Source organism: Marinobacter sp. S0848L (assembly GCF_023016065.1).
GTDB lineage: Bacteria > Pseudomonadota > Gammaproteobacteria > Pseudomonadales > Oleiphilaceae > Marinobacter.
Map to the genome: position 1 here is coordinate 70,173 of NZ_JALKAQ010000001.1, position 23,044 is coordinate 93,216.

The window sequence follows — 23,044 nt, forward strand, 5'->3', positions numbered from 1 at the left end:
TTAAGCTCCCTCTCCGACTGTATCGGATACAACATTGAACTCAACGCGACGGTTCCGTTCACGCCCCTCTTCGGTGTCGTTGCTGCGCACCGGGTTGGCCTCGCCATAACCCGTGGCCGTTAACTGCTCAGGGGCAACACCCAGATCCAAGAGGTAATTGCGGACCGCGTCCGCACGCTTTTGCGACAGTTCACGGTTGTAGCCTGCGGAACCCTGGCTATCGGTATAGCCCGCCAACTCAACTTTCAGGTCGGTTTGGCCCTTCAAGGCATCCGCCGTGCTGATCAGAATGTCTTTGGCATTGGCTGTCAGGCGGTCAGAGTTAAATTCGAAAGTTACGCCCTGTAAAATGACGGTCTGAACCTGATTGGTTTCAACGCAACCAACGGCATTGACTTCAAGGCCTTCCAAGGTGTTCGGGCACTGATCGACACCATCAACCACGCCGTCGCCGTCTGAATCGGCCAGGTTCTTTTCAACCACCACCGGCTTCTCGATAACAACCGTTTTTTCGACGATTCGAGTGCGAGTCGCACCGATAGGAACGGTTAAACCAAGACTGAAATGAAGATCCGAGTAGTCTTCTTCAAAAGCATCCCACAGGTATCTCGCATCAGCTCTGAGGCGGAGTCCAGACTTGGAGAACGGGGAAGAAATAAAACCCAGAGCGGCGTTGGCGTAGCCATTAAACTCGCTACCGGAGCTGTTGAACACGTCGTTACGTGAAACACCGCCGCCGATAGAAACATAAGGGGAGAAAGTCTCGGGCCCAAACAGGCGGTAGTTGAAATCAGCGCCCAATCCCTGCTGGTAGAAGTCGGTGCCACCATCCACACCTGTTTCAAATATTCCCGCGAAGAATTGCGGCTCGAGCCACCAATGCTGGCTCAATCGATGGCTGTACATAGCCCGCATTGCGGTGCCGTAGTCATCAACACGATCCTTGTCAGGCTTGATATAGCTGCCTAGAACAGAGACTTCACGTTCGTGCTGAACCGGTTTGGCTTGCGCCAGTGGCAATGCGGCTATACAGAAACCGGCCACTGATAACGCTCGAAATATCCTTCTTGCCATGTAAAACGCCCTCCTTTAATGCGCACCTGATTAGATGCAACCTAAATCGGTAATTGACGGAGGGATTTTGGCTCAAATTGACAATTCGTAATACGGCTCAAATGACAAGGAACTACGTCACATTTACGAAAGATTTTAGACCGTTCGGCCATCATTCAGCGCCAAAGCGCCTTTGACAATCTTGTAGATCACCCAGATAGACGTACCCAAAAGAATGAACCACCCGATGATCAGCGGAGTGGTAACAACCCCAATCACCGTCCAAAGCAGACCTATCCAAAAGGTGCGAATTTGCCAACGGAAATGGCTCTCGATCCAAGTGCCACGGACGTCGTCCATTTTGACGTAATTCACGATCACCCCTACCAGGCCGGTAATACCGCCCAGAAAGAACGAAAGTGCTTGCAGGATGTAAACGACAATCGCGAGGTTGCGTGCCGAATCGGTGGGCGGTTGCTGGGGATCATCGTTGCGGGGAATAAATTCCGGTTCGGCCAAGGGTAGGGCTCCTGGAAATGGGTTTTCTCCAGTCTAGCATAGCGGGCTTGCCCTCTCGCAAAGCCCGCTATTCCTGAACCGCTAACCTAATATTTCTTCAGCCGAATCAGCTTCCGATCACCCCACCGTCTTTGCGGGTTACGATCACGGTGGCATCCCTTGGCCTTGGATCCTTGGCATCCGGCCAATTAGCGGCTGGGTGTTGAATGTTCACAAACATGGTGGCCATGTCTGGCGTGCCGGTTACACCGGTCACCTCACAGCCGACAGGCCCCACGAAAAAGCGTTTGATCTCGCGGGTTTCGGGGTTCGCCGCCAGCATCATATTGTTTTGATATGGCGCTTCATCCCGGCCATCGGTCTGGATCCACAGGCGGCCGTTGTAATCGAACCACAATCCGTCGGGGCTGTTGAAGATGTTGTCGTCGTTCAAGGTGACAACAGCCTCACCATCCACCACAGTTTGGGTGCCTTGCTCGCCGGCAAACACGAAAATGTCCCAATCGAAGCGGGTGGCGGCGTGGTCATTCTCCGCTTCCTTCCAGCGAATGATGTGGCCATTTCGGTTGTTGGCAATCGGGTTGGCAGCGTCGGTTTGTTCTTCGGTGCGCTTTGAGTTATTGGTCAGGGTGAAATACACCTCGCCTGAATTCGGGTCTACGGCACCCCACTCTGGCCGGTCCATCGGCGTGGCACCAGCAATATCCGCCGCCAAACGGGTGTTCAGCAGTACATCCGCCTGATTCTCAAATCCATCAAACGCAATGGTGCCAACAGTGGTGCCCTTGGCAGCGGTGACCTTGGCGGCAAAATCGGCATCACTCAGATCAAGCGGCAGCCATTCACCGGAGCCATCGTCGTTAAAACGCGCCACGTACAGTGTGCCTTCATCCAACAAATATCCACCTGCCGTCGCCGCGTAGTATGGCTTGGACGAGACAAACTTGTAGATATACTCGAACCGGGAATCGTCACCGGAGTAGCACACCACGGGCTGCCCTTCCTTAACCGGCGCAAAAATCACGCCTTCATGACCGAACCGCCCCAGCGCTGTACGTTTCTGAGGCGCGCTTTCCGGTGTGAACGGATCAATTTCAACCATGTAACCGAAGGTGTTGGCTTCGTTGCGGTAGTCATCGGTCGCCGTGGCTGCCTTGGGCGTTACATCAAAGCGCACATAGGCATCGGCGCCGTTATCCGCCAGTTCCCAGTCGTAACGGGAGGTGCCATCAACCCCGTGACGGACCTGTTCACGCGGACGTTCGCCCAGCGTTTTGTTCGCAAAGTAGCCGTGCCAGTTTTCTTCCGCAGCCAGGTAGGTGCCCCAAGGCGTTGGCCCCATCGAGCAATTGTTCAGAGTACCGCGAGTGCGCTCGGCCCCGGGGCTGAATTTCGTCGCCAGCTTTGGATAGCCGCGGAGTGGGCCTCGTAGTTCCATTTCCGTGCCGCCGGTAACGCGACGGTTGAACGGGCTGCCGAATACAATGTCCCAGGTGCCGCTTGTATCTTGCTTGATGTGAACCACCGACACACCATGGGCCGCTATTTCCTTACGGACTTCATCGGAAGGGCGCACGCCGCCGTTGCTGTTTGCTTCAGTAGCCCCCGAGGCATGCAAGGCGGCCTGATTGATGTACTCGTGGTTCATCACCAGCAAGCCTTCGGTGGAACTGCTGCCACCTGCTTTCAGGTCAATGGGAAAAAAGTGCACGCCATCATGGTGCATACCCATTTGCTGTTCTTGTTCTGCACCGGTGTTGGTGCCATCCGGCTTGTAGGCCGGGTAAGTTCCGGTAATTGGTGTGCCCCATGGCAGGAAAGCCTCAGTGGCGTAGCCTTCGGGTACGACAACGCGGTTAGCATTGGAAACCGGCACGGCCTGAAAGCCCATGGACAGATCAGTCGCTCCATCACCACCCGCGCCATCCGGTGTGGACACTGAACCATCGTCATCACTGCCGCCACCGCAGCCCGCAAGCCCTACGCCCACAAGGCTGGCCAAGGCTGCACCAACCGAGCCCTTCAACACAGACCGGCGCTGCATGCGGGTGGTCAATACCTGATCAAATGGACGATTACCCGAGTGATTCACCACCGGCTCGTAGTCCGGGTCCAGATAATTAGGATCTAGATCGTGCTTAGCCATACTTTCTCTCTCTTGAAGGATTGGGCCATCTGGCGTTGTCGAGAGATCAGTGTCGTTGGTCTGTGTGACAGCTTCGCATCGATTGGGTGTCAGTTCGGTTACGGTTTCGTTGCCCACAAAAAAAGCGCCCGCAGGCGCTTTTATAACAGATTGAACGATCGCCTTATTTGGCTACATCGTCCGCTGCCTCTTCCATCGCGTCGCTGGTGTCATCAGCGGCTTCTTCCATTTTGTCACCGGCTTCCTCGAAGCCTTCCTGAATTTCACCCATGGCGCTTTCGTCTGTACCTGTTGCCTCTTCCATACCCTCTTCCGCAGAATCGGCGGCATCGTCCATCATTTCCGCAGCGTTTTCGCCCGCTTGCTCGAAATCCGCACCTTCATCGCTTTCGGAACTGCAAGCTGCAAGGCCGAGCGTCATCAGAAGCGCCAGTGCACTTAGTGTGAGCTTGTTCATAACATTTCCTTCTGTTGGTACATGACTGTAGTGTTTCTAGCGTAGAGGCCCCGCGGTTCGATCGCAATTACCGCAGAATTACTGTTTCGTTAACTCTTTACCGTCGATCAGCAGTATCCGTTCAACGCCGAGCACTTTTCCGGTGCCTAACACCAAAAAATCATGACCGGCCCGGCTTAGAATATCGTGCAACACTTCGTGCACGATCATCATCTGCCCGGACGGATCCTGATAAACAATTTCCGCCTGCTGCTTTGTTCGTATGTACTCTCGAACCCACTCCTGAGCACTCCAGGAAATAACCGCCCGCGCGGGGTTTGTAGCACTCATCTCGATATGTCCTTGTTGTTTTTATTACCCGAAGAATGGACCACCGTTCCGCTTTACGCCAATTTGCCGAACTTATCATTCCAGGCCAGATGTCGCATATATTGTTGTATTGACCGATTGTCCGACATAGATTGATTAGAACAACGAACAAGAGGGAGCGCCTGCTATGAATGCCAAAGTCCAAATATCTTCTGACACATCACACAACACCTCCGCCCGCCCGGCCGGTAAAGACTGGAAAGACCCAAAGCGTTACTTGTGGTTACTCGGCCCGGCACTGCCCGGCATTGGTGTGGCGGCACTGGGCGCGTATGCCATCGCTCCGAAAAAACTGAAAGCGTTGGCGTGGACCGGGCCAATTTTGATTCACGGCGTTATTCCCGCCCTGGACCGAGCAGTAGGCGTGGATAAAAGCAACCCGCCCGAAGAGGCCGTAAAAACTCTGGAACACGACAAGTACTACGACCGGATTGTTAAAGCGTTTATCCCCACCCAATACGTCCTGACGTTTATGGGCGCCTGGCTGGCAAGCCGAAAGAACGTGCCACTCGAAGACAAAATCGGCTTAACCCTTTCGGTGGGGGCCATCAATGGCATCGGGATCAATACCGCTCATGAGCTGGGCCATAAATCGAACAAATTAAACAAGCTGATGGCGATGGCTGCCTTGGCACCAACCGGTTACACCCATTTCGTGGTTGAGCACAATTTTGGCCATCACAAGCGGGTAGCCACTCCGGAAGATCCCGCCAGCAGCAAGATGGGCGAGAGTTTCTGGAAGTTTTTACCGCGCACGGTGGTGGGGGGGCTGAAATCCGCCGTCAAGATCGAGAAGGCGCGTCTGGCCCGCAAGGGTAAGGGTTTCTGGAGCCTGGATAACGAGCTGCTACAAGGCTGGGCGATGAGTGCCGGGTTCTTTGGTGCGACCACGCTGGTTTGCGGCCCGCGAGCGATTCCGTTCCTCGCCGGCCAAGCTGTTTATGGAGCCAGCTTGCTGGAAAGCGTGAATTACATTGAGCACTACGGCTTGCTGCGCCAGAAGAAAGAGAACGGCAAGTACGAGCGAACCCAGCCGGAGCATAGCTGGAACAGCAACAATATTGTGACCAATTTGTTCCTGTATCAGTTGCAGCGGCATTCTGACCATCACGCGCATCCAAGCCGGAGCTTCCAGGCATTGCGTCACTTTGAAGACGCGCCCCAGTTACCCAGCGGATACGCGTCAATGCTGTTGCCAGCGTATTTCCCGAAATGGTGGTCGGAGATGATGGATAAGCGGGTGATCGATCACTACGAGGGTGATTTGTCGAAGATTAACTGGGACCCGGATCGTAAAGCGGAGCTTATGGCCAAGTATGCGGATTACGCCGCAGAGGTAGCGGCGGCCGCCAAAGCCCCTAAATCTGACGCAGCCTAATCCTGAAGCTGGTTCCGGCAGACAACCGGAACCAGCTTTACTCTTACTTTCCTTTAAAAACAGCTTCCCGTCTTTCCAGAAACGACTGGATTCCTTCCTTTACATCTTCACTGGCCATCACCGGCCCAAGGTCTGGAAACAAACGCCGTTTTGCGGCCTCCTGCCCTTCGCTAACGGCGATTTTGGACGATTTCAAACTGCCCTGAACGCCTAATGGTGCGGCTTTCGCGATCTTTTCGGCAATTTCCATGGCCTTGTTCAACTGCTCACCGGGTTCGACGAGTTCTTGAATCAGGCCCCATTGATAAGCTTGTTCAGCCGTCCACTCGTCACCCGTTAGCAAATACCGCTGGGCGTTGCCCCAGCCGATTTCCCGCTGCAACCGAATGGTCGCCCCACCGCAGGCGAAAATGCCGCGCTGCACTTCAAGCTGCGCAAAGCGTGTGCCTTTAGCCGCTACGCGGATGTCGGTGTTGAGCATCAGTTCTACGCCGCAGGTAAAGCAGATGCCTTGAGCCGCGAAGACTACCGGCTTGGTGAGCCCTTCGCCTGTAATATGAAACGGATCCAGTTCGCCTTCGGCGGGTTCGATGCCCTTGCCATTGGCGAACACTCCCGCCCAGTCGTCCAGCTGCAGGCCGCTGGTGAAGTGGTCACCTTCGGCGTACATCACCGCCACGCGCAGTTCCGGGTCGTTTTTCAGCTGGTGATAGGCGGCTGCGATTTCGTGATACATGGCCCGGTTCATGGCGTTCATTTTTTCCGGGCGGTTCAGTCCGATCAGCAGGATGTGGCCCTGCTTTTCTACGTTTACCAATGACATTGTTCTTGTCCTCTAATTTGGCAACCTAGCCTGGGTGTTCGGGAGGCTGCGCGGTCAACGGGGAGGGCTTTTCAGGACACGCCCACGAGTACGTCCCTGTAGGCTCGTTTCGGGCCGTCCATGGCCCTCAACGGTCCTGAAAACCCCTCCCCGTCGCCCGCGCGTCATATTTCTGGGATATACCAGTCCACAAAGCGGTAAACTCAGAACCAATCAGCTTTCATGTTCAAACAGGTATCATCCTGATTTCGGAGCAATACCAAGTCCTGCGCCACCGTTGGCAGTTCCCAGTGAAAGAAGTACTGGGCGGCTTGCAGTTTGCCTTGGTAGAAGTTGCGTTCGCTGTCGCTGTTGGCTGAGGCCAAGGCGTTGGCCGCCGCATTCGCCTGACGCAGCCACATCCAGGCAACCACAATGTGCCCGAACAAGTGCAAGTAGCAGCTGGCGTTGGCAAGTGTTTTGTCCACTTCTCCGCCCATCAGGGATTTACCCAGGCTCTGGGTCACTTTCACCGCTTGCTGCAAGGTTTCGCTCAGTGACAAAGCCCACTGCTGGCAACGGTCGGTAGTAGCAGCTTGCAGGTCGACTTGCATTTCCTGCATCAACAACTGCAATCCGTGGCTTTGCTCTTGCCAGATCTTCCTACCCAGAAGATCCAGTGCCTGAATGCCGTTGGTGCCTTCGTGAATCGGGTTCAAACGGTTGTCGCGCCAGCATTGCTCCACCGGATACTCACGGGTGTAGCCCGCGCCGCCGTAGACTTGAATCGCCAGGTCGTTGGCTTTGGGGCCATATTCTGAAGGCCAGGCTTTGATCACCGGAGTCAGCAGGTCCAACAATTTGCCGGCTTCAGCACGCTTTTGCTCGTCCGGATGAGTGTGTTGTTCGTCCATCAGGCGGGCGCCGTAAAGGCACAGCGCCAAACCGCCTTCACTGTAGGCTTTCTGGGCCAGTAGCATGCGCCGAACGTCGGCGTGGTCGATGATCGGCACTTGTGGGCTTTCCGGATTCTTCTCGCTGGCTTTTCGGCCCTGCAGACGGTCTTTAGCGTATTCAAGGCTGTGCATGTAGCCTCGGTAGCCGATCACTGCCGCGCCCATGCCCACACCAATGCGGGCTTCGTTCATCATCTGGAACATGTACTTCAGGCCTTGATGAGGTTCACCCACCAGATAGCCATGGCACGGCGCGTCATCGCCGAAGCTCAATGCGGTGGAGGTGGTGCCCCGATAGCCGAGCTTGTGAATCAGGCCGGCGAGGCTCACGCCGTTGCGTTCGCCCGGATCGCCGTTTTCGTCTACGTGGAACTTGGGGACGACAAACAGGGAGATGCCTTTCACCCCGGCCGGTGCACCTTTGATCTTGGCCAGCACCATGTGAACGATGTTTTCGGTGATGCTTTGTTCGCCGCCGGAGATGTATATCTTCGCGCCTTTGATCAGGTAGTGCCCGTCATCGGTGGGCGTGGCAGAGGTTCGTATATCAGCGAGGCTGGAACCGGCGTGCGGCTCGGTCAGGGCCATGGTGCCACTGAAGCGGCCGTTGAGCATGTTCGGCAGAATGGTGGCTTTTTGTTGGTCGTTGCCAAACACGCGGATCAGGTTGGCGGCAGCCGTGGTCAGGAAGGGGTAGCCTGCAGTGCCGGGGTTGGCGGCGGTGAAGAAGCCGTTGCAGGCGGCCATGACGGATTCTGGTAATTGCATACCGCCGAGTTCGTAATCGTAACGTCCGGCGAGGAAGCCCGCTTCGGCGTAGGCGCCGAAGGCTTCTTTTACTTCCGGGAGCATTTCCACCTGGCCGTTGACGAATTTCGGTTCGTCTTTGTCGGCTGCGCTGTTGTGGTTGGCGAATTTTTCTTTCGCCATTTTGTCGGCGGTTTCGATGACGGCGTCGAAGGTTTCGACGCTATGTTCGCTAAAGCGTTCGCGCTTGGTCAGGGCTTCGGTGTCCATGACTTCGTATAGCTGGAATGCGAGGTCGCGGCGGTCGATCAGGGTGTCGGTCATTCGTGTTCTCCTGTTGATTGACTATAGCCTCTCACAACCGTTGTACTTGTTGAAATTGTCGTTTCTGACTTATTCTTGGTGAAATCCGCCAATCACTAGAGCGGGCCGCCCGGCGCTTACTGCAGGGAGGCTTCTCCGAGAGACGCCTCCCTGCAGTAACCCCCTACTCTTCGAATAGCTGGTCTGGTTTTCTCTAAAAGGAGTCATCTTTGTGAAAACGGTCACGATCATTGGTTTTAGCGGGGCGCTTGCCAGCGCGATTACGGGGGTGATCGATCTGTTTCGTATGGCCGGTGTGACTTGGGCGCGGGTTCATGGGGAACAGCCACAGCCGTATTTTCGCACGCGTTTGCTGACCGAATCCGGCGAGGCCTGCCGGTGCATCAATGGGCTGACCATTGGCGCGGATGGCTCGTGGCAAGATGTTGCCGCGCTGGGTGAAAACGATTTGGTGATCATTCCGACCATTGGCGCGCCGATTGATCAGGTGTTGGCCGAAAATCCGGGGCTGGTCGGGTGGCTTTCACAGTTTCAATCCACCAGCGATGATCAGGTACGGATTGCCAGTAATTGCACCGGGGCTTTTCTACTCGCTGAAGCCGGGGTGCTGGATAGGCGGCAAGCGACCACTCATTGGGGGTTTAGCAGTCAGTTTCGGCAGCGATTTCCGGATGTGGATTTGCAACCGGACAGGCTGGTGACGGTGGATGGCCATGTTGCTTGTGCCGGGGGCGGGATGGCTTGGTGGGATCTTGGGGTGTATCTCGTGGAGCGGCATGCGGGGGCGCAGGTTGCCCGGGAGTTGGCTAAGGCGTTTGTGATTGACGCGGGGCGATCGAGCCAGGCGCCTTACAGTGCGCTGCAGGCCCGGCGTTATCATTCCGACCCCGCCATTCTGAAACTGCAGGAGTGGCTGGATTCCCATTACAGCGAACCAGTCACATTGGCAGCCCTGGCTTCTTTGAGTGGTTTAACCGAGCGTTCGTTGATTCGCCGGTTCAAAGCGGCAACAGGTGACACCCCTACCGGCTATTTACAGGTGCTTCGCATCGAATCGGCACGGCAGCATCTGGAGAATTCGCGCTTTACGATTGAGGAGGTTACACGGTTGGTGGGCTATGAAGATGTGAGTTCTTTCAGTCGGTTATTCCGCAAGCACACGGGGCTGGCCCCCGGTGCGTACCGTTTACGGTTCGGTCGGTAATGCCTCAACGAACCGTTCTGGCGCGCGTTATGCAGCGATTTCTGTAAAAGGTTCGTTTTGGGCCATGAATGTAAGGAATCCCGACAGATGTACCAAGGGGAAGATGCCGTGAACACAATATTGAGACAGAGCCAGTCCGAGGTTTTAAGTCGTCTCTATGAGATGAAGTGCAAGCAAATCAAGCACGCTCGCGAGAAAGGAGAGCATCTGCACAGCCAGGTATTGGAAGCCGAGGCAGAGGCCATTTCGAACGCCTTGAAGTCCGTTCGTTAAGCCTGGAGCATTGAATGCTCAAGAGTGACTTCCACGGTCACTCTTGAGCTCAGAACGTCTGCTTCAGAGAGCGGCGGCCACTTCGGTGCCTTGCCTGATCGCGCGCTTCGCATCCAACTCTTCAGCCAGGTCCGCGCCACCAATCAAGTGCGCTTTTACGCCGGCGCCTTCAAGCTGATCGTAAAGCTCCCGGTAAGACTCCTGCCCGGCACACAAGATCACGTTATCAACCGGCAGCACTTTCTTTTCGATTTCTTTGCCGTCTTTATCCGACACAGTAATGTGCAAGCCTTCGTCGTCGATGCGGTCGTAGCTGCACCCTTTCAGCATTTCTACGTCGCGATTCTTCAAGCTGCTGCGGTGTACCCAACCAGAGGTCTTGCCTAAGCCGCCTCCCACTTTGCTGGTTTTCCGCTGCATCAGGTAGATCTTACGTGGCGTCGGTGTAGCTTCACGTTCGGCTAGGCCACCGGGGCCGTCAAATTCAGGATGCACACCCCACTCTGCTTGCCAGTCGCTGACTTTGACTTGTTCGCCCTCGGGCTGACGCTCGAAGTCGTGGGTCAGAAACTCGCTGACGTCAAAACCGATTCCGCCCGCACCGATCACAGCCACGGTTTTTCCAACCGTTTTGTTATGGCGCAGTACATCGAGGTATCCGAGCACTTTCGGGTGGTCCACACCTTCGATTTTCGGTGTCCGGGGTTTAACACCGGTGGCAATGATCACGTCATCAAAGCCCTGGGCTTTCAAAGATTCGGCATCCACCCGGGTGTTGAGTTGCAGATCAATTTCCAGCAATTCGATCTGGCGCTGGAAATAGCGCAGGGTTTCGTAGAATTCTTCTTTGCCGGGAATACGCTTGGCGTAATTGAACTGACCACCGATTTTGTCGTCGGCTTCAAACAGCGTGACGTTATGACCGCGCTTGGCCGCAGTCGTGGCAGCCGCCAGCCCGGCAGGCCCCGCTCCGACGACCGCAACACGGCGCACCACCGGCGCTACGGTCAGCACCAATTCTGTTTCAAAGCAGGCGCGCGGGTTCACCAGACAGGACGCGCGCTTGGCTTTGAATACGTGGTCCAGACAAGCCTGGTTACAAGCGATGCAGGTATTGATTTCATCACTGCGATTCTGTTCCGCCTTGCGCACAAACTCACTGTCGGCCAGCAAGGGGCGCGCCATAGACACCATATCCGCCTTGCCGTCGGCAATAATCTCTTCGCCCTTTTCCGGTGTGTTGATGCGGTTGGTGGTGCACACCGTGATATCGACTTCGCCATAGAATTTGGCGGTCACATCGGCGAATCCACCCCGCGGCACGGAGGTTACGATGGTGGGTACACGGGCTTCGTGCCAGCCAATGCCGGTATTGATGATGGTCGCGCCCGCTTTCTCAATGGCTTTACCCAGTGTCACGATCTGATCCCAGGTTTGGCCACCTTCCACCAGATCCAGCATCGATAAGCGATAAATAATGATGAATTCAGGCCCGACCGCTTCGCGAATGCGCCGAACAATTTCAATCGGCAAGCGCATACGGTTTTCGTATGGGCCGCCCCACTTATCGGTGCGTTTGTTGGTGCGTTCGCACAGGAACTGGTTGATGAAGTAACCTTCGGAGCCCATCACCTCAACACCGTCGTAGCCCGCGAACTTGGCCAACTTCGCTGCGTTAACGAAATCGTTGATGTGTCGATCAACGCCTTTGGTAGACAGCGCTCGCGCTTTAAAGGGGCTGATCGGAGCCTTGGTGGCCGAAGCAGAAACAATCAGCGGCTGGTAGCCATAACGGCCTGCGTGCAGCAACTGAAGGCAAATCTTACCGCCCGCTTCATGCACAGCACCGGTAACGTGACGATGCAGCAAAGCCGTTGCACGATTGTTCATGGTGGAGGCAAGGGGGGCTAACTGGCCGGCGAGGTTAGGTGAAAAACCACCGGTGACCATCAAGCCCACACCGCCTTCAGCACGCTCGGCAAAATAGCGAGCCAGTTTATGAATATTCCAGAACCGGTCTTCCAGGCCCGTGTGCATGGAGCCCATCAGTACGCGGTTCTTCAATTCTGTAAAACCAAGGTCAAGTGGTTTCAGAAGGTTAGGATACGGTGTGCTCATGGTTCTCTCTCAACGATTATTTTTGGGGAGTATACACTTGATTGCCGTCAAGTTGACTTGACCTACCCGCCGAGCCGCGTATTATCGGCTTTCAAGTTTCATTGACGGAGCAAACATGACCGGAAGGTCCACCGGCCGCATCGTTTCGCCAGGATTCCTCCAGCCCGCTGACATTGTCTTGCAGCGCGGGCGTCTTCCCTATTTTCCGGATCCGCCAGGTTTCGACTAACTCCTGTATAAACCGTTGCTTACTCGGTTTTTCTGTGCAGTGAGGCCACCCGCCCACTACACTTTGAGGGGCGTTTCGCCCTACATTCACGCCTGAAAACACCAAAAACGAGGTTGCGATGTCGCTACCGCTGGTTGTCCTACTGCCCTTTTTAGGCGCGATTGCAGCTCCCCTGTTTGCTCAGGGAGGGCGTACAGCGATTGCTATAGCTTCTTCCGTGCCCGCGCTGATTGCACTTGCGGCCCTTTTTCCTCATTGGGCGACGCTGGCCGATGGCGGCGTCGTTCTGCACAGTTTCGAATGGCTGCCGGCGATCGGGATTTCGTTCTCGTTCCGCCTCGACGGCCTGGCGCTGATGTTTGCGCTGCTGATCCTGATCATCGGGCTGCTGATCATCATTTATGCCCACTACTATCTGAAAGCCAGCGAAAACGTCAGAAAATTCTACTCGCTGCTGCTGTGCTTCAAGGGTTCTATGCTGGGCATAGTGTTGTCTGGCAACCTGCTGTTGATGCTGATTTTCTGGGAAGTCACCAGCCTGACCTCGTTCCTGCTGATCAGTTACTGGACCCATAAACAAGATGCCCGCCGGGGTGCCCGAATGGCGCTGGCCGTGACCGGTGGTGGCGGTCTGGCGTTGCTTGCAGGCATTCTGATCATCGGTAACATCGTCGGCAGTTTCGAACTGGATGATGTACTGGCCGCGGGCGACCTGATTAAAGCCCACGCAATGTATCCCGTGGCTTTGGTACTGGTGCTACTGGGTGCTTTCACCAAGTCTGCACAGTTCCCGTTCCATTTCTGGCTACCTCATGCCATGCAGGCGCCCACGCCAGTATCTGCGTACCTGCACTCGGCCACCATGGTTAAGGCGGGCATTTTCCTGATGGCGCGGTTGTACCCGGCGCTTGCCGGCACCGAGCTGTGGTTCTATCTGGTCAGCTTCACCGGCATGGCAACGCTGCTGATTGGTGCCTATACCGCGATGTTCAAGCACGACCTGAAAGGTCTGCTGGCGCACTCTACAGTCAGCCATCTTGGCTTAATCACGTTGCTGTTCGGCATGGGCACCAAGCTGGCGGCGGTTGCAGCGCTGTTTCACGTGATCAACCACGCCACCTTTAAGGCTTCGCTGTTTATGGCGGCCGGAATTATCGACCATGAAACCGGCACCCGGGACATGCGCCGAATCAACGGCCTGTGGCGCTACATGCCTCACACGGCCACCCTTGCGATGGTGGCTGCATCGTCGATGGCAGGCGTTCCTTTGCTGAACGGTTTCCTGAGTAAAGAGATGTTCTTTGCCGAATCGCTGGCACTGAACCTGCCCGGTTTCTGGGCGTGGTTGCCGCCCATCGTTGCAACGCTGGCGGGTATCTTTGCGGTTGCCTATTCCGCCCGCTTTATTCATGACGTGTTCTTCAACGGTAAGCCGGTGAACCTGCCAATTTACCCTCCCCATGAGCCACCGCGCTACATGAAATTCCCGGTCGAAATCCTGGTCTTTGCCTGCATCATGGTGGGCATGTTCCCAGCTATTTCGGTTGGTCCGCTGCTGTTTTCTGCGGCTCAGGCGACCCTGGGTGGCGCGGTACCGGATTACCAGCTGGCCGTGATGCACGGCATTAACCTGCCGTTGATGATGAGTGTTGCGGCCTTTGTGGGTGGTTTGCTGATGTACAGCCAGCGCCAACGCTTCTTCGATTTCCATGCGCGCTTCAAGGAAATTGACGAGAAAGCCGTTTTCGAAGCGGTGTTGATGCGCGTCGAAAAGTTCACCCACGATCTGACCGCACGTATCGAAAACGGCTCACTGCAACGCTACGCCATGCTCATGGTGGTGAGTGTCATCGCGGTATCGATTGTGCCTATCATGGATCTGGGCATCTTTGTCGGTAGCGAGGGTTTATCACCCATTGACTGGCCTACCGCACTTGGCGCCGGGTTCCTGATTGTGTCGGCTCTGGCCACGGCGTTCGTTCATCGTGAACGATTCACCGCTTTGGTACTGCTCAGTGTGGTTGGCCTGATGGTTGCGCTGGCGTTTGCCCGTTTCTCCGCGCCCGACCTGGCCATGACACAACTGTCGGTGGAAGTGGTCACCATGGTGCTGCTGATGCTGGCACTCTATTACATGCCGTCGTGGACACCCGTTGAAACATCGAAAGCACGTCGGGTCCGGGATATCGTACTGGCGTTGCTGGCGGGCACCGGCATGACACTGGTCACCTTGGCCATGCTGACTCAGCCGTTTACCTCCATCTCCGAGTTCTTCCTTGAGAACAGCAAGCCCGGCGGTGGCGGCACCAACGTAGTGAACGTGATTCTGGTCGATTTCCGGGGCTTCGATACCCTGGGCGAAATCACCGTACTCGCTATTGCAGCCATGGGCATTTACGCGCTGCTCAAGAATACCGCGCTGACACCCCCTCCCGGTGATGGTCAGGGCCATACATGGACCCGTGATGCCTATCCGTTGATGCTCAAACAGGTCGCTCGGCCGATGCTGCCGATGGCACTGATGGTGTCGGCCTACATCTTCCTGAGAGGCCACAACATGCCCGGCGGTGGCTTCATCGCCGGCCTGATCACCTCGGTGGCTTTGGTTCTCCAGTACGTTGCCAATGGCATGATCTGGACTCAGGACCGGGTGGGTATCAAATACCACAACGTGATCGGCCTTGGTTTGTTGTTCGCCACCATTGCTGGCGCAGGCAGTCTGGCCTTCAGCTATCCGTTCCTGACCTCCACCTTCGGGTACATCACCTGGCCGGTGGTCGGTAAGTTCGAAGTCGCCTCGGCACTGATATTCGATCTGGGCGTTTACCTGGCGGTCATCGGCGCGACCTTGCTGATACTGGTCAGTATCGGCCGCATGTCGCCGCACTCAGCCATCAAGAGCCCGCGGAGGAAGTCGTAATGGAACTTTTGTTTGCTTTGGTTATCGGTACGCTCACCGCATCAGGCGTTTACCTGTTATTGCGGGCTCGTACCTTCCCGGTTGTTATGGGGCTGACGCTGTTGTCCTACGGGGTCAATCTGTTCCTGTTTGCCTCCGGTCGGCTGAGTACTGCGCAACAGCCCATTCTGGGTACGGCGGAAAATTATTCTGACCCTTTGCCTCAGGCGCTGGTGCTAACCGCGATTGTTATCGGCTTCGCCATGACCGCCTTCGTAGTGGTGTTGTCTTTACGTAATCTGGCCGACAACGAAGACGATCATGTAGACGGCTGCCCGCCGGCACATCCTGCCAACAGCAAGCAGGAACAGGAGGAAACCGGCAAATGAATCACTGGCTCATTGCTCCCATCGCCATCCCTTTACTAGGCGGCATACTGCAGACCTTTATGGGCTATGCGCCCATCAGCCTGCGGCGAACGCTGGCCATCACCACCAGCGTGCTGGTCTTGGTCGCTTCGATCGTTCTGGTGGGTCTGGCTGACGACGGCAGCTACCGGGTATACGCGTTCGGCAACTGGCAACCGCCCTTTGGCATTGTACTGGTGCTCGACCGCCTCGCTGCGCTCATGCTGGTGCTGACATCGGTACTGGCTGTCTTTGCTCACATATTCTCGATTGGCGGAGCAGACGAAGGTAACCGGCAGTTCCACACGCTGTTCCTGTTCCAGATTATGGGTCTGAACATTGCGTTCCTGACCGGCGACTTGTTCAACCTGTTTGTGGCCTTTGAAGTGCTGCTGATTGCGTCCTACAGCCTGTTAATGCATGGCGGTGGCACCATTCGAACTGTGCCCGGGCTGCACTATGTGGCCTTGAACCTTGTCGGTTCAGCCATCTTCCTGATTGCCGTGGGCATGATCTACAGCGTCACCGGCACCCTGAACATGGCGGATCTGGCGGTCAAAATCCCGCAGGTATCCGGTGAAAATCTGGCATTGGTGAAAGCCGGCGCCATGCTGTTGCTGGTGGTGTTCGGTCTTAAAGCCGCCATTCTGCCGCTGTGCTTCTGGCTACCGAAAGCCTACGCCAAAGCCACCGCGCCAGTGGCAGCGTTGTTTGCGATCATGACCAAGGTTGGTGTTTACGCCATCATCCGGGTGTATGTTTTGATCTTCGGTGAAGGCGCGGGCGAGCTGGCCTCTGCTGGCATGAACTGGCTGTTCCCGTTGGCGTTGATTACGCTGTCGATGGGCGTTATCGGTGCTTTGGGCGCGAACAACCTGAAAACGCTCATTGCCTGGCAAGTTATCATTTCGGTAGGCACACTGCTCGCGCCGGTTGCGCTCGGTTCCGAAGCAGGTGTTTCGGCGGCCTTGTTCTATCTGCTCAGCACCACCTGGACGGTGGCAGGCCTGTTCCTGGTGGCCGAACTGGTGGCTATCCAAAGAGGCAGCGCGGGCGACCGCATTGTCACAGCGCCCAAAATGCCACACAGGACGTTTATCAGCGTACTTTTCATGATTGGCGCGGTTTCTGCGGCCGGGTTACCCCCGTTGAGCGGCTTTTTCGGTAAGGTGTTGATTCTCAAATCGGTCGAGGCCGGCCCGCAAATGGCTTGGCTCTGGTCGGTGCTGCTGGTCGGTAGCTTCCTAACGCTGATCGCCTACAGTCGCGCCGGGAGCATTTTGTTCTGGCGCACTATTGATGGGCACATCAAGCCGCCGGAACCGATGAAAGGCGTTGTCTCGGTATCAACCGGTGCCTTGATCGGGCTGACGGTACTGATCGTGGCCTTTGCGGGCCCCATCAACGAATACACGGTGGCCACTGCCGCTCAGCTGTTCGACACGTCCGCTTATACTCAAATACTCGAAACACCGATGTTTGGGGGGAAAAACTGATGTTCGATCGTTTGAATTTCCCGCAACCCTGGTTAAGCCTGGTGCTGTTCAGCACTTGGCAATTTCTGAGCGACGGCATTTCCGGAGCCAGCGTGGTAATGGGTCTGGTACTGGCTTGGGTCATCCCTCAAATCACACACGGCTTCTGGCCGGAAAGACCGGCTTTCGTGAAGGTATGGCGAATGCCGATGTTCGTTCTGGTGGTGCTCTGGGATATTCTGGTTGCCAGCTTTGAAGTGGCGATCCTGATTCTAAACCCCAGGCAACCCAAGCCGGTTTTCGTAAACTATCCTCTCCAGCTGGAACACCCTCTGGCCATTTCATTACTGGCCAGCACCATTTCACTGACCCCGGGCACGGTGAGTGCTGATGTCAGCGATGACAACAAAACGCTGCTGATTCATGCGCTGGATGCCGAAAGCGAACAAGAGGTCATCGATGCGATCCACAAGCGATACGAGAAGCCGTTGATGGAGATGTTCCGATGATGACAACTGCACTCTACATAACCATCGCCATGGTCATGATTGCGGCTTTACTGAACGTGTATCGCCTGATCAAAGGCCCCGACGCTCCCGACAGGGTTCTGGCGCTAGATACGCTTTATATCAATGCCATTGCCATGATCATTCTGCTCGGCATTACCTTCAACTCGCGCATGTACCTCGAGTCTGGCCTGTTGATCGCGGTCATGGGCTTCGTCAGCACCGTCGCGATGGCCAAATACCTGAAACGCGGCAGCGTCATCGAATAACGGGGCCGAAGGAGGCATTCCATGAGTCCAATTACTGAGTACATTGTTTCGGCTCTGCTCATTGTAGGCGGCGCATTCACCTTGGTCGGTGCCATTGGGTTGGCGCGACTGCCCGATTTCTTCACCCGCTTGCATGGCCCCACGAAAGCAACCACAGTAGGTGTCGGCGCAATCATGCTTAGCTCGGTGATCTATTTCAGCAGCCACGGCTTTGGTATTTCAGAAATACTGATCACCGTATTTCTATTCATGACAGCACCAGTAAGCGCCAACATGCTGGCGAAAGCCGCCATGCATATGGGCGTAAAATCTATGAAAGGCACCCAAGGCAATCCCTGGGAGCAATAACAAGAAAGCAAAAGACACGAGGTGTTCAGAGATGGCCAAAACAAAAATTCTTCAGCCAGCAGATAATGCCTACCAGTACCCGCTACTGATCAAACGACTCCTGATGTCCGGGCCCCGATACAACCCCGATCAGGAAATCGTCTACGCCAATCGCAGCAAGTACACCTACAGCGATCTGGTGGAACGGGTGAATCGTCTGGCAAACGCGCTCACAAATGCCGGTGTGAAAGCCGGGGATACCGTTGCGGTGATGGACTGGGACACGCCCCGTTACCTGGAATGCTTCTTCGCCATTCCGATGATCGGCGCCATCCTGCACACCGTGAACGTTCGGCTGTCACCGGAACAGATCGTCTACACCATGAACCACGCTGAAGACGACGTGGTGCTGGTACACGATGATTTCATGCCAATCATTGAAAACGTCAAAGACGACATCCAAACGGTCAAAACTTGGATTCAGCTGACAGACAATGAGTCCGCCGCGGATACCTCGATCAACACACTGGGCGAATACGAAGCCTTACTGGGCAAAGCAGACAACCAATTCGATTTCCCGGATTTCGACGAAAACAGCGTCGCCACCACCTTTTACACGACCGGCACAACCGGCAACCCCAAGGGGGTTTTCTTCAGTCACAGGCAGCTGGTTCTACACACGCTTGCGATGACCGGCACTCTGTCGGCCTATGACGAGATGCCGTTCCTGCGCTCGTCCTCCGTGTACATGCCGGTAACCCCCATGTTCCACGTACACGCGTGGGGGGTGCCCTATGCCGCCACACTGCTGGGCATCAAACAGGTCTATCCGGGCCGCTACGAGCCCGAGTTGCTGGTTGATTTGATCAAAACTCACAAGGTAACCACGTCGCATTGCGTACCCACCGTCATGCAAATGATGATGGCGACGGAATCGATCAAAACCGCCGACCTCAGCAACTGGCATGTACTGATCGGTGGCAGTGCCCTGACCAAAGGCTTGTGTGATGCCGCTGCCAAACTCGGCATCAAGATGTACACCGGCTACGGCATGTCGGAAACCTGCCCACTGTTGAGTACCACCTACCTCAAGCCGGAAGATCTGGAATTGCCGCTGGAAGAACAAACCCACATCCGTGTGAAAACCGGCATTGCGGTGCCCATGGTGGAACTGGAAATTGTGGACCCGAGTGGCAAACCGGTTACTCACGATGGAGAAGCCAAAGGTGAAGTGGTAGCCCGGGCACCTTGGCTGACCCAGAACTACTTCAAAGAGCCCCAGAAAGGCGAAGACCTCTGGCAAGGCGGCTGGCTGCACACCGGCGATGTGGCCTCGATGGAGCCGAATAACACGCTTACCATCAAAGACCGCATTAAAGATGTGATCAAAACGGGCGGCGAGTGGCTGTCTTCTCTCGATCTGGAAAACCTGATCAGCCAGCACCCGGCCGTTGCCGGTGCCGCCGTTGTGGGCGTACCCGACGAAAAATGGGGTGAACGGCCTTATGCTCTGGTGACCCTAAAGCCCGGCGAAAACGTTGGCTTGGAAGACATTCAGCAACATCTGCAGAAATTTGTGGAGAGCGGCGAAATCAACAAGTGGGCAATTCCGAGCCAGATTGATTTCGTGGAAGACATTCCGAAAACCAGCGTGGGCAAGATCAACAAGAAACTGATTCGGGATCAGCTGGCAGACTAACCTGCCAGCCCGCTGAAGGCGAAGTCCACTTCAGGTCTTCGCCCGCTGACGATGTCAGCAAGCGCCGCGGCGGAGCCACAGGAGTGGGTCCACCCCAACGTGCCATGTCCGGTATTCAGGTACAGGTTACTGAACGGGCTTTTCCCGATGTAAGGCACGTTGGACGGCGTTGTGGGCCGAAGCCCGGTCCAGAACGCGGCCTGCTCCCAGTGCGCGGCTTCAGGCATCAGCTCGGCCGCCCTGCGTACGATTGCCCGGCAGCGGGTGGCGTTCAGATTCCGGCTGTACCCACCCAGCTCGGCGGTACCGGCCACCCGAATACGGTCGCCCAGTCTGGAATACACCAGTTTAAATTCATCGTCCGTCAAACTGACCTGAAACGCGGCTTCCTCATTCTTAACCGGAACCGTGATGGAATACCCTTTGGCCGGATAGATATTCAAAAACAGGCCGAGTGGCCGGGCAAGTACCGCACTGAAACTCCCCAGACTCAGCACATAGCTGTCGGCCCGAAGCGTGTGATGTTTGCCTTCGCTCAAAGCTTCCACCCCAAGAATCCGTTTACCGACTTTCTCGAAACCCAACACCTCGGTGCCATAAAGGAACTCGACACCCGCTTCCCGACAACGCTCCGCCAGCGCTTGGGTAAACTTTCGGGCATCGCCGCTTTCATCTTCGGAAGTGTAAGTGGCGCCTGCGATCCGGTGGTGGATGGGTTTCAACGCCGGTTCCAGCTCCACCGCCCGGTCGGCTTCCACCACCTGCCGATCACAGCCCAGCTCCCGCATAATGCGCGCTGGCTCGAGCGCTGCCTCGAATTCTTTGGGGTTGGTATAGAAATGGAGAATGCCTTTATCGAGCTGATCGTAGTCGAGCTCGATCTTTTTCCGTAAGGCCTGAAGCTGACCCCGGCTGTAAGTACCGAGGTTCACCATCTGGCGAATATTATGAGCTGCTTTGGCCGAGGTGCACTGCCCCAGAAAGGAAAGCGCCCAACGCCATTGGTAGGGGTCCAGCCCCGGCCGATACAGCAAGGGGGCCTCGGGTTGCGACAGCCATTTCAGGATTTTCAGTGGCGCGGCCGGGTTAGCCCAAGGCTCCGCGTGGGACACGGAAATCTGGCCGCCATTCGCGTAGCTGGTTTCCAGCCCGGATTGAGGTTGACGATCGACCACCGTAACCTGGTGCCCCTGCGCCTGAAGAAACCAGGCCGTAGTAACTCCCACGACCCCAGCGCCCAGTACCAGAAGGTGCATACCTCTTGTTCCTTACCAATCGAATTAAATAAAACCTCAGCCGCCGGACCGCTTCACAGTCCAGCCTTTTTGCTCAAGCAGCGGCACCAGCAGATCCCGATGATCGCCCTGAATCTCCACCACGCCATCTTTTACTGTACCACCTGTGCCGCATTTTGCTTTTAGCACTTTGGCATAGTCTTTCAACGCTTTGCTATCAAGGGGGATACCGGTAATCAGGGTCACACCTTTGCCTTTCCGGCCTTTGGTTTCCCGGCTCACGCGCACAATGCCATCGCCTTCGGGCTGCTGCGGCTCTCCGCACGAACATTCGGAAACCGGGTTACGGCAGCCCGGACACATGCGGCCTTGCTCGGTGGAAAAGACCAGGCCGCCTTCCCGCTTTTTCATACCCATCAAGACAATCCTGTCGGTTAATCAGTTTAAGCCGGGAGGGTATTTCGAAAACATTTCCGCGACAACCTCATCAATCAGCTTGCGCCGGGTTTCCGGAGACTGGTTTTCATTCAAGTACCGGCGACTGGCGGCTCGCCAGACCACTTCCTCACTTTCCTGATCGACCAGCTCTACCACCAACTTGCCTTCAGTGACTTCACGAACCGGTGGCGGTGCCGACAAGGCCCAGCCAAAGTTACCGCGACCAAACCCGAAGCCCAGACCTAAACCGCTCTGTTCCAGCCGCTCCTCAGATACGATCTGCCAGCTAACGAGCAGGTCGGCGTTATCCTTTTCGGCTTTTTTCATGGCCTTGCGGTTGAGTTCACGCTCGACTGCACTGCGAACCCGGGCGTCGTCAAGAGAGGCAAAACCGGATCCTTGATCCATCGGCGCGTAGGCCCAACTGCTGTAATTTCCGAACACCGTTGAGGTGTTGTAGTCCGTCACGACATTGCTGGCACAACCGGCCATTAAGATCGCCACAGCCGCCATCATTAGAACTCGCATAGATGTTCTCCTGCATTGGAGTTATCTGTCACATTATACCCGCTGCACCTGTCGTTCCACCCGTCAGATTGATCAGGTTTCAAAACGGTAATCCAGTTTCTGGGATTCACAAAACGCCGCCAGTTCATGTTGCCGAACTTCAGGCACGGAAACCAATGCCCGAACTTTGGCACTGTATTCAATCGATTCGATCGTACCTTCGTGCCCGTCACACCAATGCCGCAGCGGCTGTTCATCGGCAAAATCCAACTCAACTTGGGCCTGCACCCGGGTTTGCTGAACCACCCGGCCGACTTCCGACAACACGCTCTCGGCTGCGCCGGCATAGGCGCGCACCAAGCCACCCGCGCCCAGCTTAATGCCACCGAAATAGCGCACCACAATCACCAGCACATCGCCCATATCTTTGTGCTGAATCACGTTTAAAATCGGCTTGCCCGCCGTGCCGGACGGTTCACCATCGTCGTTCATGGCAGCTTCTGCGGCCGAGCCCGGACGACCAATCTGATAGCCCCAACATACATGACGGGCATCCGGGTAATCCCGGTGCGCCTCGGCGACCCGCTCGCGCACCTCGTCTCGGCTGCCGACCGGGTACACCCGGGCAATGAAACGGCTTTTCTTCACTTCCGTTTCCCGCTCAAGGTATCCTGACGGAACCGGGTAATCTTTACTCATGAGGCAAC

22 protein-coding genes are annotated in these 23,044 nt (G+C 55.9%); 10 read left to right on the forward strand and 12 right to left on the reverse strand.

Features of this window, described 5'->3' with window-relative positions:
- The 5 genes from MWU64_RS00285 to MWU64_RS00305 form a co-directional block, all read right to left on the reverse strand.
- On the reverse strand, positions 1 to 1,074 hold the full coding sequence (locus MWU64_RS00285; RefSeq protein ID WP_247059077.1) for an OmpA family protein: 1,074 nt from the start codon (positions 1,072 to 1,074) through the stop codon (positions 1 to 3).
- Between the two features lie 135 nt (positions 1,075 to 1,209).
- Complete coding sequence (locus MWU64_RS00290) at positions 1,210 to 1,572, reverse strand: hypothetical protein (RefSeq protein ID WP_247059078.1); 363 nt, start codon at positions 1,570 to 1,572, stop codon at positions 1,210 to 1,212.
- 106 nt (positions 1,573 to 1,678) lie between these two features.
- Positions 1,679 to 3,718, reverse strand: a complete 2,040-nt coding sequence (locus MWU64_RS00295; protein WP_247059081.1) for a PhoX family phosphatase — start codon at positions 3,716 to 3,718, stop codon at positions 1,679 to 1,681.
- A 163-nt stretch (positions 3,719 to 3,881) separates the two neighbouring features.
- Complete coding sequence (locus tag MWU64_RS00300) at positions 3,882 to 4,175, reverse strand: hypothetical protein (protein WP_247059083.1); 294 nt, start codon at positions 4,173 to 4,175, stop codon at positions 3,882 to 3,884.
- Positions 4,176 to 4,253: 78 nt separating this feature from the next.
- Entirely contained in the window at positions 4,254 to 4,505 is a 252-nt protein-coding gene (locus MWU64_RS00305; protein WP_247059085.1) for a hypothetical protein, read from the reverse strand.
- Between the two features lie 166 nt (positions 4,506 to 4,671).
- On the opposite strand from MWU64_RS00305, the gene MWU64_RS00310 reads away from it, so the two are divergent.
- Positions 4,672 to 5,922 carry an alkane 1-monooxygenase gene (locus MWU64_RS00310; protein WP_247059087.1) on the forward strand — a complete coding sequence of 417 codons (1,251 nt, stop codon included), beginning with the start codon at positions 4,672 to 4,674 and terminating at the stop codon, positions 5,920 to 5,922.
- Positions 5,923 to 5,965: 43 nt separating this feature from the next.
- On the opposite strand, the gene MWU64_RS00315 is transcribed toward MWU64_RS00310, so the two are convergent.
- The gene (locus MWU64_RS00315) at positions 5,966 to 6,745 is read right to left on the reverse strand and encodes a crotonase/enoyl-CoA hydratase family protein (RefSeq protein WP_247059089.1); all 780 of its coding nucleotides are present in this window, start codon (positions 6,743 to 6,745) and stop codon (positions 5,966 to 5,968) included.
- 203 nt (positions 6,746 to 6,948) lie between these two features.
- Positions 6,949 to 8,751, reverse strand: a complete 1,803-nt coding sequence (locus MWU64_RS00320; RefSeq protein WP_247059091.1) for an acyl-CoA dehydrogenase — start codon at positions 8,749 to 8,751, stop codon at positions 6,949 to 6,951.
- A 211-nt stretch (positions 8,752 to 8,962) separates the two neighbouring features.
- Between MWU64_RS00320 and MWU64_RS00325 the strand changes: the two genes are divergently transcribed.
- A complete protein-coding gene (locus MWU64_RS00325) occupies positions 8,963 to 9,955 on the forward strand; it encodes a helix-turn-helix domain-containing protein (RefSeq protein WP_247059093.1) in 993 nt (330 codons plus the stop codon).
- 87 nt (positions 9,956 to 10,042) lie between these two features.
- Complete coding sequence (locus MWU64_RS00330) at positions 10,043 to 10,228, forward strand: hypothetical protein (protein WP_247059095.1); 186 nt, start codon at positions 10,043 to 10,045, stop codon at positions 10,226 to 10,228.
- Positions 10,229 to 10,291: 63 nt separating this feature from the next.
- Here the strand turns inward: MWU64_RS00330 and MWU64_RS00335 are convergent, their stop codons facing one another.
- Positions 10,292 to 12,346, reverse strand: a complete 2,055-nt coding sequence (locus MWU64_RS00335; protein ID WP_247059096.1) for an NADPH-dependent 2,4-dienoyl-CoA reductase — start codon at positions 12,344 to 12,346, stop codon at positions 10,292 to 10,294.
- A gap of 347 nt (positions 12,347 to 12,693) precedes the next feature.
- Here MWU64_RS00335 and MWU64_RS00340 point away from each other — a divergent pair, with 347 nt between their 5' ends.
- Genes MWU64_RS00340 through MWU64_RS00370 form a run of 7 tightly spaced genes read left to right on the forward strand, consistent with a single transcriptional unit; the run spans position 12,694 to position 20,157 of the window.
- Complete coding sequence (locus tag MWU64_RS00340) at positions 12,694 to 15,495, forward strand: monovalent cation/H+ antiporter subunit A (RefSeq protein ID WP_247059099.1); 2,802 nt, start codon at positions 12,694 to 12,696, stop codon at positions 15,493 to 15,495.
- A complete protein-coding gene (locus MWU64_RS00345) occupies positions 15,495 to 15,863 on the forward strand; it encodes a Na+/H+ antiporter subunit C (RefSeq protein WP_247059101.1) in 369 nt (122 codons plus the stop codon). The genes MWU64_RS00340 and MWU64_RS00345 overlap by 1 nt, the downstream gene beginning before the upstream one ends.
- A complete protein-coding gene (locus MWU64_RS00350; RefSeq protein WP_247059103.1) occupies positions 15,860 to 17,377 on the forward strand; it encodes a monovalent cation/H+ antiporter subunit D in 1,518 nt (505 codons plus the stop codon). Before MWU64_RS00345 ends, MWU64_RS00350 begins: the two co-directional genes overlap by 4 nt.
- Positions 17,377 to 17,865, forward strand: a complete 489-nt coding sequence (locus tag MWU64_RS00355; RefSeq protein WP_247059105.1) for a Na+/H+ antiporter subunit E — start codon at positions 17,377 to 17,379, stop codon at positions 17,863 to 17,865. Before MWU64_RS00350 ends, MWU64_RS00355 begins: the two co-directional genes overlap by 1 nt.
- On the forward strand, positions 17,862 to 18,131 hold the full coding sequence (locus MWU64_RS00360) for a K+/H+ antiporter subunit F (protein ID WP_247059107.1): 270 nt from the start codon (positions 17,862 to 17,864) through the stop codon (positions 18,129 to 18,131). Before MWU64_RS00355 ends, MWU64_RS00360 begins: the two co-directional genes overlap by 4 nt.
- 21 nt (positions 18,132 to 18,152) lie before the next feature.
- Positions 18,153 to 18,479: a Na+/H+ antiporter subunit G gene (locus MWU64_RS00365; protein WP_114334238.1), complete on the forward strand. Its 327-nt coding sequence runs from the start codon at positions 18,153 to 18,155 to the stop codon at positions 18,477 to 18,479.
- A 31-nt stretch (positions 18,480 to 18,510) separates the two neighbouring features.
- Positions 18,511 to 20,157 (forward strand): fatty acid--CoA ligase, encoded by a 1,647-nt coding sequence (locus MWU64_RS00370; RefSeq protein WP_247059109.1) that lies wholly within the window; start codon positions 18,511 to 18,513, stop codon positions 20,155 to 20,157.
- Here MWU64_RS00370 and MWU64_RS00375 read toward each other — a convergent pair.
- From MWU64_RS00375 to MWU64_RS00390, 4 genes are all read right to left on the reverse strand, one after another.
- Positions 20,154 to 21,413 carry a D-amino acid dehydrogenase gene (locus tag MWU64_RS00375; protein ID WP_247059111.1) on the reverse strand — a complete coding sequence of 420 codons (1,260 nt, stop codon included), beginning with the start codon at positions 21,411 to 21,413 and terminating at the stop codon, positions 20,154 to 20,156. The two genes, MWU64_RS00370 and MWU64_RS00375, sit on opposite strands and share 4 nt — an antisense overlap.
- Positions 21,414 to 21,449: 36 nt before the next feature.
- Positions 21,450 to 21,809 (reverse strand): translation initiation factor Sui1, encoded by a 360-nt coding sequence (locus tag MWU64_RS00380; RefSeq protein ID WP_247059113.1) that lies wholly within the window; start codon positions 21,807 to 21,809, stop codon positions 21,450 to 21,452.
- Positions 21,810 to 21,830: 21 nt separating this feature from the next.
- On the reverse strand, positions 21,831 to 22,358 hold the full coding sequence (locus MWU64_RS00385) for a DUF4136 domain-containing protein (RefSeq protein ID WP_247059114.1): 528 nt from the start codon (positions 22,356 to 22,358) through the stop codon (positions 21,831 to 21,833).
- Between the two features lie 72 nt (positions 22,359 to 22,430).
- Positions 22,431 to 23,036, reverse strand: coding sequence for a YigZ family protein (locus tag MWU64_RS00390; protein WP_247059116.1), 606 nt, complete (start codon positions 23,034 to 23,036; stop codon positions 22,431 to 22,433).
- Positions 23,037 to 23,044 lie beyond the last annotated feature (8 nt).

Excerpts from the sequence above, each read along its gene's own strand:
- MWU64_RS00285 (WP_247059077.1), bottom strand. The coding sequence starts at position 1,074 with ATGGCAAGAAGGATATTTCGAGCGTTATCAGTGGCCGGTTTCTGTATA.
- MWU64_RS00295 (WP_247059081.1), bottom strand. The coding sequence starts at position 3,718 with ATGGCTAAGCACGATCTAGATCCTAATTATCTGGACCCGGACTACGAG.
- MWU64_RS00300 (WP_247059083.1), bottom strand. The coding sequence starts at position 4,175 with ATGAACAAGCTCACACTAAGTGCACTGGCGCTTCTGATGACGCTCGGC.
- MWU64_RS00305 (WP_247059085.1), bottom strand. The coding sequence starts at position 4,505 with ATGAGTGCTACAAACCCCGCGCGGGCGGTTATTTCCTGGAGTGCTCAG.
- MWU64_RS00310 (WP_247059087.1), top strand. The coding sequence starts at position 4,672 with ATGAATGCCAAAGTCCAAATATCTTCTGACACATCACACAACACCTCC.
- MWU64_RS00315 (WP_247059089.1), bottom strand. The coding sequence starts at position 6,745 with ATGTCATTGGTAAACGTAGAAAAGCAGGGCCACATCCTGCTGATCGGA.
- MWU64_RS00320 (WP_247059091.1), bottom strand. The coding sequence starts at position 8,751 with ATGACCGACACCCTGATCGACCGCCGCGACCTCGCATTCCAGCTATAC.
- MWU64_RS00330 (WP_247059095.1), top strand. The coding sequence starts at position 10,043 with ATGTACCAAGGGGAAGATGCCGTGAACACAATATTGAGACAGAGCCAG.
- MWU64_RS00335 (WP_247059096.1), bottom strand. The coding sequence starts at position 12,346 with ATGAGCACACCGTATCCTAACCTTCTGAAACCACTTGACCTTGGTTTT.
- MWU64_RS00340 (WP_247059099.1), top strand. The coding sequence starts at position 12,694 with ATGTCGCTACCGCTGGTTGTCCTACTGCCCTTTTTAGGCGCGATTGCA.
- MWU64_RS00345 (WP_247059101.1), top strand. The coding sequence starts at position 15,495 with ATGGAACTTTTGTTTGCTTTGGTTATCGGTACGCTCACCGCATCAGGC.
- MWU64_RS00350 (WP_247059103.1), top strand. The coding sequence starts at position 15,860 with ATGAATCACTGGCTCATTGCTCCCATCGCCATCCCTTTACTAGGCGGC.
- MWU64_RS00355 (WP_247059105.1), top strand. The coding sequence starts at position 17,377 with ATGTTCGATCGTTTGAATTTCCCGCAACCCTGGTTAAGCCTGGTGCTG.
- MWU64_RS00360 (WP_247059107.1), top strand. The coding sequence starts at position 17,862 with ATGATGACAACTGCACTCTACATAACCATCGCCATGGTCATGATTGCG.
- MWU64_RS00365 (WP_114334238.1), top strand. The coding sequence starts at position 18,153 with ATGAGTCCAATTACTGAGTACATTGTTTCGGCTCTGCTCATTGTAGGC.
- MWU64_RS00370 (WP_247059109.1), top strand. The coding sequence starts at position 18,511 with ATGGCCAAAACAAAAATTCTTCAGCCAGCAGATAATGCCTACCAGTAC.
- MWU64_RS00375 (WP_247059111.1), bottom strand. The coding sequence starts at position 21,413 with ATGCACCTTCTGGTACTGGGCGCTGGGGTCGTGGGAGTTACTACGGCC.
- MWU64_RS00380 (WP_247059113.1), bottom strand. The coding sequence starts at position 21,809 with ATGGGTATGAAAAAGCGGGAAGGCGGCCTGGTCTTTTCCACCGAGCAA.
- MWU64_RS00385 (WP_247059114.1), bottom strand. The coding sequence starts at position 22,358 with ATGCGAGTTCTAATGATGGCGGCTGTGGCGATCTTAATGGCCGGTTGT.
- MWU64_RS00390 (WP_247059116.1), bottom strand. The coding sequence starts at position 23,036 with ATGAGTAAAGATTACCCGGTTCCGTCAGGATACCTTGAGCGGGAAACG.